Annotated in this window: 8 protein-coding genes and 1 pseudogene; 8 read left to right on the top strand and 1 reads right to left on the bottom strand. The window is 48.6% G+C overall.

The window, feature by feature from the left end; all coding sequences use genetic code 11:
- Positions 1–21: 21 nt before the first annotated feature.
- A complete protein-coding gene (locus CIK96_RS09920) occupies positions 22–3,030 on the bottom strand; it encodes a PEP/pyruvate-binding domain-containing protein (protein WP_094440491.1) in 3,009 nt (1,002 codons plus the stop codon).
- Positions 3,031–3,894: 864 nt separating this feature from the next.
- Between CIK96_RS09920 and CIK96_RS09915 the strand changes: the two genes are divergently transcribed.
- From CIK96_RS09915 to CIK96_RS09880, 8 genes and pseudogenes are all read left to right on the top strand, one after another.
- A complete protein-coding gene (locus CIK96_RS09915) occupies positions 3,895–4,926 on the top strand; it encodes a LacI family DNA-binding transcriptional regulator (RefSeq protein WP_094434408.1) in 1,032 nt (343 codons plus the stop codon).
- Positions 4,927–5,017: 91 nt separating this feature from the next.
- A pseudogene (locus CIK96_RS09910) lies at positions 5,018–5,245 on the top strand (MFS transporter); the annotation flags it as partial.
- A 141-nt stretch (positions 5,246–5,386) separates the two neighbouring features.
- The gene (locus tag CIK96_RS09905) at positions 5,387–8,059 is read left to right on the top strand and encodes a 4-alpha-glucanotransferase (protein WP_094440490.1); all 2,673 of its coding nucleotides are present in this window, start codon (positions 5,387–5,389) and stop codon (positions 8,057–8,059) included.
- A 48-nt stretch (positions 8,060–8,107) separates the two neighbouring features.
- Entirely contained in the window at positions 8,108–10,243 is a 2,136-nt protein-coding gene (locus CIK96_RS09900; RefSeq protein WP_094440489.1) for a glycoside hydrolase family 97 protein, read from the top strand.
- Positions 10,244–10,264: 21 nt separating this feature from the next.
- On the top strand, positions 10,265–10,615 hold the full coding sequence (locus tag CIK96_RS09895; RefSeq protein WP_094440488.1) for a hypothetical protein: 351 nt from the start codon (positions 10,265–10,267) through the stop codon (positions 10,613–10,615).
- Positions 10,578–10,988 carry an alpha-1,6-glucosidase domain-containing protein gene (locus CIK96_RS09890; RefSeq protein WP_094440487.1) on the top strand — a complete coding sequence of 137 codons (411 nt, stop codon included), beginning with the start codon at positions 10,578–10,580 and terminating at the stop codon, positions 10,986–10,988. The genes CIK96_RS09895 and CIK96_RS09890 overlap by 38 nt, the downstream gene beginning before the upstream one ends.
- A 64-nt stretch (positions 10,989–11,052) precedes the next feature.
- Positions 11,053–12,945: a glycoside hydrolase family 13 protein gene (locus CIK96_RS09885; protein ID WP_371592624.1), complete on the top strand. Its 1,893-nt coding sequence runs from the start codon at positions 11,053–11,055 to the stop codon at positions 12,943–12,945.
- 608 nt (positions 12,946–13,553) lie between these two features.
- On the top strand, positions 13,554–16,100 hold the full coding sequence (locus CIK96_RS09880) for a glycoside hydrolase family 9 protein (protein WP_094440485.1): 2,547 nt from the start codon (positions 13,554–13,556) through the stop codon (positions 16,098–16,100).
- Positions 16,101–16,207 lie beyond the last annotated feature (107 nt).

The following is a 16,207-nucleotide window of genomic DNA, read 5'->3' as shown; positions in this document are numbered from 1 at the left end:
CTTCCCACAACCTATTTTCGTTTACTGTTCGGCATCGGGCAGAAGTATAACACCCTTCTGCTTCTTGCCGTCCATCATGATTTTCAACGGCTTGTCGAAGCGCACATGGCGCACATGTGGTGTCTCTTCCACGGCAGGCATACTGTCGAGCACCTCTTTCTGAAATAGGCCATCGCCCGTATAGGTATTGATGGTGAAGTAACCCACGCCAAAGGAGGTGAGATTCTGAAAGAAGTGAGTGCCTTGCGAGGGATCGACATGATAGTTTTTGAGTCCCTCTTCCACGATAACGCGTGCTGCAGAGATGTGTGGCCACTTGACGGGAATGCCCAACCAATAGTCGCTTGATCCCCATCGTCCCGGTCCTACCAGTACGTAGTTGCGTCCCTCGTTGAGGAATCGTCTGTTGATTTGTTCTATCTCGTCGGCGATATACGGATTTTCTGAAGCCGTAAAATCATCGCTGGTCTTGACATATACCACATCGGTGACATCTTCCGAAATACCGTGTCCCAACGAGTTGGCAGATCGCAACAAGCATTTCTCATCGCTGATGACATCGAGGTCGGCATCGAGCACCTGCTTGGAATCGACAATAGGTCGTATCTGCAACAGATAGAAATTGCCGTTCATCTTGCCTTGTTCGCCATTCTCCAGATTGCAAGCAAACTCTATTTCCACCGGGCGGCGCATTTCGTCGGCACCGAAGCGCTCCGACATCTGCAATATTTCTGGCAGTGGGAACACCCCGTGTTGGAGTACGCCACAGAAGGAAATAATCTTTCGTCCACCTTCGTAGATGCCGTCGCGAATCACTTGATCGTAGGGATCGAAGGTGGAAGCAATACCGGTGAGCGCCCCATCCTTATCGGCTTCTTTCACTCTCAGATTCTTGATATTGAAGCCATCATCCACTTGGAAATCATCGCCCACCCTACTCATATCGAGTGCATAGAAGCGTGTCTGGGTCTCACGGAGTGCCGTTTCCATCTCTGAGGTTTGCAACACCTGATTGGGATGATAGGGCGAAACGCGCAACGTCTGCCCTCCATCAACAATATATTTACCGAGCCCAAGGGCGAGCGAAGCAATACCTTCCTCGGCAGTCTCATCGCCTATCGGGTAATAGTTGAGTGATCGGAGCACACCGCTAAAGGTCGGATAGTATTTATCGCCATAGGTCTTGCCCACCACTTCCTGTAGTATGACAGCCATTTTCTCTTGGTCGATCACATTGGAAGTAGCCGTCATATAGGCTTTCGAATCTTTATAATAGACCGATGCATACACGCCTTTGATAGCACATGCCAACATACGGAGCATCTCATACTTATCGTCGAGATAAGGAATCATATAGGTGCTGTAGATACCGGCAAAGGGCTGATAATGGGAGTCCTCCAGCAGCGACGACGAGCGCACAGCAATTGGCGACTTGACCGCATCGAAGAAAGTGAAGAAGTCGGCAATGAGTGCATCGGGCAACTGTGCTTTGAGGAAGTGATGGAGTATCTCGTCATCGCTGGCATCGCTGAGGGCTATGCCCCAGAGATTGTTCTTATCCATAAACTGGTCGAAGTAGTCGGTGCAGAGCACAACGGTCTTCGGTATCATGACTCGCGCATTAGGATACTGGTTGAGTTCGGGATGGCGCTTGATGATGTTGTCAAGGAATGCCAGGCCACGGCCTTTTCCTCCGAGCGAACCTTCTCCAATGCGTGCAAAGTGGCTGTAGGTGTCAAATTTCAGACGGTCGAATACTGCCACCACGCCGATATTCTTCATGTGTCGATACTGCACGATGGCATCGAAGATAATCTGTCTGTGGGCATCGACATCCTGTAGCTTGTGCCAGGTGACATGTTTGAGGAATGCCGATACGGGGAAGATGGCTCTTGCACAGAGCCAGCGGCTCATGTGGTTGCGCGATATATGGTAGAGCATCGAGTCGTTGGGAATCTTGAAGATATTGTCTTGCAGTTCCTTCAGCGATCGCACACGACACACCTCTTCATGGGTTTGCGGATCGCGGAAGATGAAGTCGCCGAATCCCATGTGTTCTTCTATCACCTGTCGCAGGTCAACATTCATCTTCTTACTGTTCTTGTCGATGAAGTCAAAGCCCTCGGCTTCTGCCTTTGCGCGGTTTTCGCTTTCGCTACTTTGCAGAATGAGTGGCACATATTCATCGCGCTTGCGTATCTCGCGCAACAGTTTCAGTCCAGCCTCAGCATCGCCATCCTGCACCTGTGCCAACTGTCCGTGTGGGGTATGCATGGGGAATCGGGTATCGCTGATGACGCCCAAGGTATTTTCATGATACTTCTCATAGATGCGCATCGCATCCTCGTAGTTGGTGGCAAGCACCACTTTGGGGCGTCCTCGTTTGCGCTGTGCTGCAGCATGTGGATTGAGCGCTTCGGTAGAAAAGCGCTTGCTCTGTGCCAGAATATAGTTGTAGAGGTTGGGCAATACAGAAGAGTAGAAACGTATATTGTCCTCTACGAGGAGTATCATCTGCACGCCAGCCTCGTTGATATCGTGCTCGATATTCATCCGGTCTTCTATCAGTTTGATGATAGAGAGTATGAGGTTGGTGTTTCCCAACCAGCAGAACACATAGTCGAAGATAGACATATCCTCGTTTTCTATACGTTTGGTGATACCGTGTGAGAATGGTGTCAGCACCACACAGGGAATCTGTGGTGCCATGCGTTTCACGTCACGCGCCACAGCAAAGGCATCGTTGTCGGCATTACCTGGCATACATATCACCAGATCGACATCGGTAGTTTTAAGCACTTGCTCTGCCTCTTCGGTGGTTGACACCTGACTGAACGATGGTGGATAGCGCATGCCGAGTTCCATATACTCGTCGAAGAGTTTCTCATCCACTCTGCCATCGTCCTCCAACATAAAGGCGTCATAGGGGTTGGCAACTATAAGTACATTGAAGATGCGTCGTGTCATGAGGTTGACAAACGATACGTCTTTCAGATAAAACTGATTCCATTGCTGTGGTACTGTGCTCATTGTAGTACGTTTATTTGATTACAAAGGTACGATTAAGTGAAGAAAATGCCAAATTTATTTGAGCATTTTTGAACGTGAGTACCTAAGGTCTGTAAGACCAAAGGTACGATTAAGTGAGAAGAATACAAAAGAAAACTCGTTTTTTCTTTTGGATTCTCGAACGTGAGTACCTAAGGTCTGTAAGACCAAAGGTACGATTAAGTGAAGAAAATGCCAAATTTATTTGAGTATTTTCGAACGTGAGTACCTCAGATGCGTAGCATCTCTTCATCTGAAATCAGATAATAATGTATCGCGTGCGCACACGTGCGCACGCGAATTAGTTTTTTGTTTCAGATCGAACATCGAACACCACATTGAAATAACTTCGTGTATTACTGCACATTATATCGGTGTTCGATTCTAAAAACACAGGAATATTCGAACACCCAGTTGCCATCGGTTTAGTGATGAGAAGTCATGACGAATAAGCAGCCATACTCTCGCGCATAGTTAATTTAGTTTTTAAGAAATTTCGACCACACGACCACAGATATTTGCAATATCCTATCTGTTAGGATCTTACGCTGTGGTCGAATGCTCAAATCATGGAATTTCGACCACACTTCGACCACAACATGGCCATAAGCGTATCTGTGGTGCTGCTGTTTCTCCATCAAAAGCAATAAATATCGCATAGAAATGAAACTGATCGTATTTGGAGATCATAGTTTGACAAGGAGTTTCAGATGTTTGGCAAAAGTATTTCAGGTCAAATCCGATGTTTTTTAATGCTAACGTTTGCATCTGATTTTATTGATTTACGTCAAAAATCACCTTTGTTTTCAAAAATAATAAGTACTTTTGTGCCAACAACTGAAAACCATGAGTGATAAAATACCTATAACAATGAAGGATATCGCCCGCGAATTGGGCGTTTCCGTAGCTACCGTGAGCCGTGCCTTGAAGGACAGTCCACGCATTAGCGCATCGCAAAAAAAACGCATCCAAGCCTACGCAAAGGAGCGCAACTTCTATCCTAATGTCATTGGTGAAGCCCTGCGTCACAGTAGGATACAGCCCATGAAGGTGATAGGAGTAATTGTTCCTGAGTTTGTGCATTACTATTTCATGTCAGTACTTTCGGGCATTGAGGAAGAAGCACGTGCACGCGGCTACCGTGTAATGGTGGCACAAAGCAACGAGCGCTATGATAAGGAAGTGGCTATCTGCGACTCCTTCTATAAGAATAAGGTGTGTGGCATCATTGTGTCACAAGCCAAGGACACCAAGCAATATGACCATTTCCGCAAACTGATGGACAATGGCGTACCTTTGGTATTTTACGACCGCATCTGTACAGGTGTGAATGGTTCACGAGTTGTGGTAGATGACTATATGGGAGCATATACAGCCGTGACCCATCTGATAGATACCGGCTGCAAACGCATTGCTTTCTATGGTTCTCCCATGAATCTCGAACTGTCGAAGAACCGCTATAACGGCTATCACGATGCCTTGGCAAAACATGGTTTGAAAGAACATGAAGGCTTCGTTAAACTATGTGACAACCGCGCACAAGCCGAGGCTATTACACCAGAGATTCTATCATTACCAGAAGGCGAAAGACCCGATGCATTCTTTGCCATCAACGATGACACGGCTATCGGCATACTCTATACCGCCAAGCACATGGGATTCCGCATTCCTACTGACATCAGTATCTGCGGATTTACCAATAGTGACCGTGCCAAAGCCAGCGATCCAATGCTGACAACAGTAGAGCAGCGCGGTATTGCCGTAGGCGAAGAGGCTGCCAACATTCTAATAGGACAAGTGGAAGGCAGTATTCCCAAGGACGAAGTAGAACTGCGTGTAGTTCGTACCCGACTGGTTATCAGAGGTACGACACGCTAACATAGCATATTATAATATACGGCAAGCAACATGATACCATACGACACAAAACATTCATTCATACGTTAAACAAAAAAAAACAATAATAACAATGACACAAAAACCTGATCTTTCATTCTGGAAACTCTGGAATTTGAGTTTTGGATTCTTCGGCGTACAGATTGCCTACGCCCTGCAAAGCGCAAATATCTCGCGTATTTTTGCCACTTTAGGAGCAGACCCCCACGATTTGAGTTAATTCTGGATTCTCCCACCATTGATGGGAACCCTCGTACAACCGATAGTTGGTAGTCTCAGCGACAAGACGTGGTGCCGTTTTTGTGTCTTTGATAGACAAAAAGGGAGCGTAAGTAATGCAAACGTTTGCACGTCTTAAGATAAAAATAGTTTGATTGGAGCACCAGAAGGTACAGTTTTTTTTCTTACTTTCGCACCGAGAAACCCAATAACTCATATAAATATGACTCTACATTTCCATATTGAATACAATACAAACTTCGGCGAAGAAGTATCGCTGAACATCATAGAAGGCCATGAGGTGAAGTCGTACCGCATGACAACCATCAACGGCACAGATTGGTACTGCGATTTAGCACAGAGCAAAGCCACTACCCTCACCTATTATTATAAGGTGTCTGGCGGCAGCAACGGCGACCGTTACGAATGGCAGATGGTAAGACACCTGTTGGACATGACCAGCACCACGGCTACTGAATATACCATCTACGACCGATGGAACAGTATGCCCGATGACTCATATCTATACAGTAGCGCCTTTACAGACTGCATCAACCACCAGGAGCCTCAACAGATGAAGGCTACCTCTTTCGCCCAAACAGTGCGGATCACCGTTCGTGCACCACAGTTGCGCAATGGCGAGCGATTGGCAGTAATAGGTTCTGCTCCCTCATTGGGCGGTTGGAATCCTGAGAAGTCACTCCCCATGACCCTCCATAACTATGGTGAATGGGCAATTGACATTGATGCAGCACCCTTGCACAACGGTCCTGTAGAACTGAAGTTCGTCATCACCGACGCTTCAGGCAGCATCCAACTATGGGAATGTGGCTACAACCGTAGCATCAGTCTGCCCACCATGTCGAAGGGCCAAGCAGTGGTATATCATCTCGATCAGGCATTTTTCGAGATTTACAATCACAAACTGGCAGGCACATTGATACCCGTATTCTCGCTGAGAAGCAAGAGCAGTGCGGGTGTTGGTGATTTCGGCGATTTGAAGATGATGATAGACTTGGTAGTCAAGACTGGTCAGCGCGTATTGCAGTTGTTGCCCATCAACGACACAACCATTACGCACACCTGGACCGACTCCTATCCCTACAGTTGCATCAGCATCTTTGCCATCCATCCTCAGTATGCCGATCTTCGCGCTTTACCCGCATTGGCAGATGAGGCAGATCGCAAGTCTTCCGAGGCAGAGCGCCAGCGTTTGAACGCTTTGCCACAGATTGATTACGAAGCAGTAAACAGATTTAAATTAGCATATTTGCAGAAACTCTATCTTCAAGAAGGTAAAAAGACGATGAAGAGTGCCGAATTTAAGGCATTCTTCCAGAAGACTCAGAATTGGCTCATACCATACGCTCAGTATTCATATCTGAGAGATAAGTATGGTACAGCCGATTTTACTCAATGGAAAGACCACAACACATGGAATGAGGATGACCGCCAAAACTTATCAAACTCTCGTACTAAAGCCTACGAGGAGGTAGCCTTCTACTATTTCGTGCAGTTCGTTTTGTCATCACAGATGAAAGCAGCGCACGACTATGCCAAGCAGAAAGGTGTCATTCTCAAGGGCGATATCCCCATCGGCGTCAACCGTTACAGTTGCGATGTATGGATGGAACCCAAATATTTCAACCTCAACGGACAGGCCGGTGCACCACCCGACGACTTCTCGGTGAACGGTCAAAACTGGGGATTCCCTACCTACAACTGGGATGAAATGCTGAAAGACGACTGCCAATGGTGGGTTCGTCGTTTCCAAAATATGTCACAGTTCTTCGATGCCTACCGTATCGACCACGTCTTAGGATTCTTCCGCATTTGGGAAATCCCCACCGACAGCGTTCACGGACTTCTCGGACAGTTCTCTCCTTCGCAGGCCATGAGCCGCGAAGAGATAGCACAGTATGGTTTCAACTTCCAAGAGCAACGCTTCACCGAACCTTTCATTACCGACTGGGTATTGGACCGAATCTTCCACGATCGTGCTGATGAGGTTCGCCAAACCTATCTCGAACGCATCGATGGCGAGCGTTACCGCATGAAAGCCGAGGTAGATACACAGCGCAAGATAGAAGCACGCTTTGCAAAGACAACCTGTCAGGAAGACCTTTGGTTACGCGATGGACTATATGCCTTGGTAAGCGACGTACTCTTTGTTCGCGACCGCCGCGATCCCAACATGTTCCATCCACGCATTTCCGCCCAGCTCGACTTCATCTATGAATCACTCTACGACAACGATAAGGCAGCTTTCAACCGACTCTACAACGACTACTTCTATCGCCGCAACAACCAGTTCTGGTATCGCGAGGCAATGAAGAAACTGCCTAAGTTGGTACAAGCCACCCGCATGTTGGTATGCGCAGAAGATTTGGGTATGGTGCCCGACTGCGTGCCCTGGGTGATGAACGAGTTGAAGATACTCAGTCTGGAACTGCAAAGCATGCCCAAGTCGCCCACAGTGCGCTTTGGTCATCTCAGCAGCAATCCCTACCGTTCGGTCTGCACCATATCAAGTCACGACATGCCGACCCTTCGCCAGTGGTGGGACGAAGATTACAACCGCACTCAAGACTACTACAACACGATGCTCTATCGCGACGGCGGTGCTCCCCATCCACTCCCCGGATGGTTGGCAGAAGACATCATCGCACGTCATTTGGCATGCCCGTCCATGCTCTGCATCCTAAGCATTCAGGACTGGTTGGCTATGGATGAACGTCTCCGCCTACCCGATGCCGATGCCGAGCGCATCAATATTCCAGCCAATCCGAAACACTATTGGCGCTACCGCATGCATCTCAACATTGAGGATTTGATGGCCGACAGCAAGCTGACCGACACCATCAGCACCCTTATCCGACAGACTGGCAGGTCGTAAAGCTCCTCATCACAACCGAGAGACAATATTCATAAAATAACAATCCACATGCTGAAAACAATAATGACTGTACTTGCGCTGCTGCCCATGATGGTAGCTGCGCAGACTGTGACATCACCCAATGGCAATGTCACACTGACCTTCTCGCTGACAGAACAAGGTCAACCGACCTATGAGATGTCGTATAAAGGCAAGAAAGTGATTAATCCCTCACACCTTGGACTGGCTCTTGCCTGCGACAAACATGCGTCGAAAGGTATGAATGAAACCGACCTCATGGAAGGTTTCAAAGTGAAGGACACCCAAACCTCAACTTTCGACGAGACATGGCGCCCCGTTTGGGGAGAGACAGCCACTATCCGCAACCACTACAACGAAATGGCGGTATGCCTCAACCAGCCCACATCTGGTCGCGACATGACCATTCGTTTCCGGGTCTATGACTACGGCATGGGACTGCGTTATGAGTTTCCCCAACAGAATCAGCTCAACTATTTTGTGATAGAAGAAGAGCACACTCAGTTTGCCATGACGGGCAACCACACTGTTTACTGGATTCCTGGCGACTACGACACACAGGAGTATGAATACCAGATTACTCCACTTACCGGCATTCGCGAGGTCATTGCCAAGAATCGCGAAAGCTATAAGAACAATTCATCGACCACAGTATTCTCGGACACCGGTGTTCAGACATCGCTCCAACTGAAGACTGCCGACGGTCTGTATATCAACATCCACGAAGCAGCATGTCTTGATTATCCCACGATGCACCTGAATTTGGACGATAAAAACCTCGTCTTTGAATCATGGCTCACCCCTGATGCTGTAGGTCGCAAAGGATTCATCCACACTCCATTCAACACACCGTGGCGCACCATCCTCGTCAGCGACGATGCCCGCGACATGCTGTCATGCAAGCTGACGCTCAACCTCAACGAACCTTGCAAGATAGAAGACACCTCATGGATTCACCCCACAAAATACTGCGGAGTATGGTGGAACATGATTGTGGGTACTAAAACATGGAGCTATACCAACGATCTTCCATCAGTACGCTTAGGTCAAACGGACTATAAGAAGTGCAAGCCCAACGGTACACACGGTGCTACAAACGAAGAAGTGAAGCGCTATATCGACTTTGCAGCCAAGAACGGACTTCAGGAAGTACTTGTGGAAGGATGGAACGAAGGCTGGGAGGACTGGTTCGGCCATCAGAAATTGGATGTCTTTGACTTTGTCACTCCATATCCCGACTTCGACATCAAGGCCCTCAACGAGTATGCTCACTCGAAAGGCGTGAAATTGATGATGCACCACGAGACCTCAGCTTCCACTCTCAACTACGAGCGCCACATGGAGAAAGCCTTTGAGTTGATGAACAAATATGGTTATGATGCAGTGAAAACCGGTTATGTGGGCGACATCATCCCACGTGGCGAATACCACTACAGCCAACTCACCAACAACCACTACCAGCGTGTGATAGAGACTGCTGCCAAGCATCATATCATGGTCAATGCCCATGAAGCCACACGTCCTACAGGTATCTGCCGCACATGGCCTAACCTTGTAGGCAACGAGAGTGCACGCGGCACCGAGTATGAAGCCTTTGGCGGTAGTGTGCCCTACCATACTGTGATGCTGCCCTTCACCCGTTTGCAAGGCGGTCCGATGGACTACACTCCCGGTATTTTCGAAACCAAACTCTCTGAATGGAGCAGTAACACAAGTTTCGTACACACCACCCTTTGCGGTCAGCTCTCACTCTATCTTGTGATGTACAGTCCATTGCAAATGGCTGCCGACCTGCCCGAACACTACGAGAAATACGATGATGCCTTCCAGTTTATCCGCGACGTAGCTTGCGACTGGGACGACTCTAAGTATCTTGAGGCAGAGCCTGCCAAGTATATTACCGTAGCCCGCAAGGCCAAAGGCACCGACAACTGGTTTGTTGGCGGTAAGACCGATGCCGAAGCACGCACCGCCGTAGTACGTCTGGACTTCCTCGATAAGGGTCGTAAGTACGATTGCGCCATCTATCAGGATGGTAAGGATGCCGACTATGAGCGTAATCCCAAAGCCTATCAGATTATCCACAAGACTGTGAAACGTGGCGATGTGCTGAAGATCAAAGAGGCACGTGGCGGTGGTTTTGCTATTTCGCTGATGGCTAAATAATCCCCTATTGAAGCAATCAATATGAATGGAAAATATATTCTATCTGCACTGATGGTCACACTAATCACACCGGTGGTCCATGCACAGGGACGTTTCAACGAGATGGTCTATGATAAAACACAGACCGTATTCCACCTCAACGCACCCGCTATGCCCAAAGTGCGTATCTATCAGAACGGTCAGGGTGGCAAGCCCATCAAGACTGTGACGATGCGCGCCGTAGGCACCGACCGCTGGGAAGCCACAGTGAAAGGCGACCTCAACGGCAAGTTCTACACTTTCGACATCGGTCGCGGCGAGTGTCCCGGCACTTTTGCCAAGGCCGTAGGTGTCAATGGTCAGCGTGGTGCCATCGTCAGACAGCATCATTGAGTTCAACTGGGACAACCTGAAGCAGTATCCTCAGGTGTTTGAATACTATCGCAACCTAATACAACTGCGTAAGAATCATCCTGCTTTCCGCCTCGCTAAGGCTGAAAGCGTGGTGCGCCATCTGCAATTCCTAACCGCCTCGGACTGTCTCATTGCATTCCAGTTGAAAGATCTGGAAGGCATTGACACCTGGAAAGACATCATCGTGGTGCTAAACGGCAACCGCGACACCAAGACTGTCGATATTCCCGAAGGTGAATACCGCGTGGCTTGCTGCAATGGAGTGATTAGTGAAGCAGACATCGGCATGCCCGTCAGCGGTGGTAAAACTACCGTCGATGGTCAGTCGGCACTGATTCTCTACCGTCAATAACTACACCTAATTTAACTAAGAGACAATCGAAATAAAACAAATTTTCTTATCCTTTTTGATGCTTATGAGCATGATTTCCGCTTCGGCTGCGGTAAAGATAGACCGCATAGACCCCACCGATTGGTATGTGGGCATGAAGGATGCAACACTGCAACTGATGGTCTATGGACCCAATATCCGCGAGGCTAACGTCACTACCGACTATCCCGGTGTGGCTATCGACTCGTTGATACGACTCGACTCGCCCAACTACTTGCTGGTTTATCTCAATCTGAAAGATGCACAGGCAGGAGAGATGACTCTCAACTTCAAGGTGGGCAAACAGCAGAAGAAGGTGAAATATCTGTTGAAAAACCGCGAAATGGCGGGCGAACGCCGCATGGGATTCACCAATGCCGACGTACTGTACATGCTGATGCCCGACCGTTTTGCAAATGGAAACCCCAACAACAATGCCTATAAGACCATGCGCGATAAGACCATCGACCGTCAGGCACCCAGTCTGCGCCACGGTGGTGACTTGGAAGGCATCCGTCAACACCTCGACTATTTCACCGAACTGGGTGTCACAGCACTGTGGTTTACACCGGTTTTGGAAAATGACAGTCCCAGCGACGGAAAGAGCAGTAGCTATCATGGCTATGCCACTACGGACTACTATCGCGTAGATCCACGCTTCGGCACCAACGCTGACTACCGTCGTTTGGCAGATGAAGCCCACAGCAAAGGACTGAAGATTGTGATGGACATGATATTCAACCACTGCGGATATTTCCATCCTTGGGTGGCTGACATGCCATCGAAAGACTGGTTCAACACATCGGAATGGCTTGCTCCAGAAAATCAAACTGCGGAGCATCAGAAGAACATAGGCACCATGGATGGTGTGGCTAAGGTGAACGACAAGTATCTCCAGACCAGTTATAAACTGACGCCAGTGATCGACCCATACGCCAGCAAGGTGGATCTGCACGAGACTGTGGATGGATGGTTCGTGCCTTCTATGCCCGACCTCAACCAGCGCAACACCCATGTGATACGTTATCTCATCCAAAACAGCGAGTGGTGGATAGAGACCGTAGGCATTGATGGCATACGTATGGATACCTATCCTTATGCTGACCGTGATGCTATGGCACACTGGATGAAAGTGCTTGGCGAGGAATATCCTAATTTCAACACCGTGGGTGAAACATGGGTTACCGAGCCTGCCTATACAGCTGCATGGCAGAAAGATAGCAAGTTGTCTGAGAAGAACAGTTATCTGCCTACTGTGATGGACTTTGCTTTCTTCGATCGCATCAATCAGGCGAAGAACGAAGATACCGACGAATGGTGGAACGGCATGAACCGCATCTATAATGTGTTGTGTTACGACTACCTCTATCCAAATCCAAAAAGCGTGATGGCTTTTGTGGAAAACCACGATACCGACCGTTTCTTGGGCGAGGGAAAAGATTCCGTTGCACTGAAACAGGCATTGGCGCTGCTGCTTACCATCAATCGCATACCGCAACTTTACTATGGCACCGAGGTGATGATGAACGGCACGAAGACTGTTACCGATGGTTATGTGCGTCAGGATTTTCCTGGCGGATGGGCTTCAGACAAGCACAACGCGTTTACTGCCGAAGGTAGAACAAAGGCGGAAAACGATATGTTCCGCTGGATTAGCAACTTGCTCCACTGGCGCAAGGGCAACGAAGTGATTACCAAAGGCAGTCAGACTCAGTTCATCACCTACAAGGGTGTCTATGTCGTAGCCCGTCAGTATAAGGGCAAGAGCGTGATGACCGTGATCAACGGTAAGCGCGAAGCTGCCGAGCTCGACGTTAAGCGCTATGCTGAAATCATAGGCGAGACGGTCAAAGCCACCGATGTGACCACTGGCAGACATGTATCGCTCAACAAGAATGTGAAGCTCCGCCCACGTCAGACGATGATTCTGGAATTTTAATTCCACTGCATACTCTACACTCATGCCCACCTTTCACCAAAGGTGGGCATGTTTGGTTTTACGCCACATCACGATGTGCGTCAAGCGAAGTACTATTGCGCCGCTGTGAAAAGGATGCTTTTCACGATGATTTGCCATAATCCGAAAGCTGTCTATGTATCAAGCATTTGTGAGCTGCAAATATCAATTTACGCTGCAATTTCAATGAGTTTACTCAGCAAAACAATTTACTTTGGTCAGCAAATCAATTTATTTTGGTTAGCAAATCAATTTGATTTGGTCTGCAAATCAATTTGATTTGCTGAAAAAGAGAATATCGACAAGACAGAAAGATGGCATTGCAGGGCAAAGTATGCAACGTCAACCACTCTACCATACAACATACATGAATGACATAAGGACAGTGTGAAGAAATAAAGCATGAGACATGCACTATTGTTTCAAACCTTTTTTATCATGTTTCAAATGAATGGTAACTTAACCTCAAATACTTGTGGAGTTGATAGAAAAAGCGTATCTTTGCAACGAAATAACTAAAGATGGTGCGCAATAGCGCAGATCATGTCCAATACTACTACTTTCAAGCACAATAGAACAACCTACTCACTATGAAGAATTTTAAGCATCTATTCAAAACTAATGTCGGAAGTTTCGTACCGACGATTGTCGCATTGGCATATGCCATTGGTATTCAAGCACAAGATTTTAAACTGACTGAAGGTGGATACTTCCAGTGTGAAGGAGTCGATGTAATGGCATTCTACGACTTCTATCCAGAGGGACATCAAGGCGGAGTGTCTATCCTGATGAACGGAAACAGAGTGGCAACAAACGGCGATATACGTATGGAAGCTACTCCAGGACAATGGCAACCGGTGCCGAAACAACTGCGACGCGAGGCGAAAGGCAACACCATCGTGGCTGAACTGGCTTATCCAGACTCGTCAAGACACCTCACGGGCTTCAACCCGATGATATATCCCGACCTGCAATTGCGCTACACGGTAACAACTGAGGCTGTGGGGAACCACGTGGAAGTAACCGTGGATTTAGATCGTCCGATACCAGAGGAATGGTTGGGCAAAGTGGGATTCAACCTTGAATTCTATCCAGGGGCGCTCTTCGGAAAGCCTTGGCTGATGGACAGTCAATCGGGCATTTTCCCACGGCAACCGAACTCTCCGCTCGCTACAACCACACCCAACTATCTGCGCACGGGCGATTTCCACCAAAAAGGCAAATCGATCATTGACTTCAAGCGCCTGACGCGCACCGATAAGGGCTACAATCCTATCATTGCCGACGACATCATTGCCGAGCCATACTGCGTCGGCAGGCGCTTTGTGTCGCGTCCTGACGACAACTACAATAAGGTGACGATAGAGAGCATGACAGCAGATTTGAAGCTCTACGACGGTCGCATGAACCATAACAACGGTTGGTTTGTGTTACGATCGGAGATTCCTGCGGGCAAAACCAAAGGGGCTATCAAATGGATTATCACACCTACTGTGGTGAAAGGATGGCGCTACCAACCCGTGATACAAACCTCACAGGTGGGATATCTCACTCACCAACAGAAGGTGGCGGTTGTGGAAATGGACAGCCGAGACGGTGCAGAGGGCGCTGCCGAACTCATATACATTGGCGCGGAAGGCGAGAAAGTGGTACGCACCATGCCACTCAACAAGTGGGGAAATTTTCTGCGCTACCAGTATGCACGTCTCGATTTCTCTGACATTGTCACTCCGGGACTCTACAAGATACGCTATCGCAATGTGCAGTCGTCGGTATTTAGAATCGACGATACCGTGTTTGACCGTGGTGTATGGCAACCGGTGATAGAATATTTCTTGCCTAATCAGATGTGTCACATGAGGGTCAACGAGAAATATCGCGTTTGGCACGACAGATGTCACATGGACGATGCACGCATGGCACGCAACGAAAACGGTATAGATGGCTATGATCAGAAACCGGGACTGTCTCCTTTTGCTGAGGAAGAAGAGGTGGATGGACTGGCTATGGGCGGATGGCACGATGCTGGCGACCTGGACCTTCGCATCGAGTCGCAGATTGGCGAAGCCTACAATCTGGCGATGATATACGAGCAGTTTAAGCCTGAAATAGATGTGACGACCATCGATCAACAGCAGCATCTGACGGAGATTCACCAAGCTGACGGTAAGAACGACATCCTGCAACAGATAGAACACGGTGCATTGTCGGTATGTGCAGCATATCGCGCACTGGGCCGCCCCTACCGTGGCATCATCAGTCACGACCTCAGGCAATATGCCATGCTGGGCGATGCTGCCGCCATGACCGATGGTATCAAAGGCAACGATGACGACAGATGGGTATATACCGAGGACAATCCAATGCGCGACCTGACTACAGCTGCACATCTGGCGGGTGCCACACGAGTGCTGAAACTGCATAACGATACCTTGGCGGCACAGTGTCTGGAAATGGCACGCGCACTCTTTGCACGCGAAGAACCAGTGGCTGGGGCTAAACTGCACGCTGCCGTGGAACTCTATCTGACCACTGGTGATGCTGTTTATCGCAACTACATCCTGCGAAATCAGGCGGCAGTGATCAAGAACATCGGTAGAAACGCACCGATTCTGGCACGACTCGCACGACAGTGGGAACAACAAGGCGACAAGCAGGAACGTCGCTTTGCTGCAACATTCCGCAAAGCACTACCTGCCTGTGTGGAACAAATGAAGAACGAAGCAGCGAAAACTCCATACGGTGTGCCCTACGAACCAAGCATCTGGGGAGCAGGATGGGGTATTCAGAGTTTCGGTGTGAAATACTACTATCTCACAAAATACTATCCCGAACTGTTCGAACCACAGCCGGTTTACAGTGCACTCGACTTTATATTGGGATGTCATCCGGGCTCCAACACGGCATCGTTTGCATCGGGTGTGGGTGCAAAGTCGGCTACCGTGGCCTACGGAACTACACGCGCTGACTGGTCTTACGTGCCGGGTGGCGTGGTTTCGGGCACAGCCATCATACGCCCAGACTTCCCCGAACTGCTGGAATTTCCATACCTCTGGCAGCAAACAGAATATGTGTTGGGAGGCGGATCGTCTGACTATATGTTCTTGGTGCTCGCTGCTAAGCACCTCATGAAATAATACATCAGGGTAACAGCTGACCCCATCATTGCTACAGAATTAGGGATTCCCCTATGCAATGATGGGGATTTTTTCTTGCTATCTGACAGAAATTTGTTAACTTTGCC

This window comes from Prevotella sp. P4-98 (genome assembly GCF_002251405.1).
Classification (GTDB): Bacteria; Bacteroidota; Bacteroidia; order Bacteroidales; family Bacteroidaceae; genus Prevotella.
This window is presented reverse-complemented; position numbering and strand designations above follow the sequence as displayed.

Bases quoted from the DNA above. Each gene is read 5' to 3' on its own strand.
- CIK96_RS09885 (WP_371592624.1), top strand. From the start codon at position 11,053: ATGAGCATGATTTCCGCTTCGGCTGCGGTAAAGATAGACCGCATAGAC.
- CIK96_RS09915 (WP_094434408.1), top strand. From the start codon at position 3,895: ATGAGTGATAAAATACCTATAACAATGAAGGATATCGCCCGCGAATTG.
- CIK96_RS09900 (WP_094440489.1), top strand. From the start codon at position 8,108: ATGCTGAAAACAATAATGACTGTACTTGCGCTGCTGCCCATGATGGTA.
- CIK96_RS09920 (WP_094440491.1), bottom strand. From the start codon at position 3,030: ATGAGCACAGTACCACAGCAATGGAATCAGTTTTATCTGAAAGACGTA.
- CIK96_RS09905 (WP_094440490.1), top strand. From the start codon at position 5,387: ATGACTCTACATTTCCATATTGAATACAATACAAACTTCGGCGAAGAA.
- CIK96_RS09890 (WP_094440487.1), top strand. From the start codon at position 10,578: ATGGTCAGCGTGGTGCCATCGTCAGACAGCATCATTGAGTTCAACTGG.
- CIK96_RS09895 (WP_094440488.1), top strand. From the start codon at position 10,265: ATGAATGGAAAATATATTCTATCTGCACTGATGGTCACACTAATCACA.
- CIK96_RS09880 (WP_094440485.1), top strand. From the start codon at position 13,554: ATGAAGAATTTTAAGCATCTATTCAAAACTAATGTCGGAAGTTTCGTA.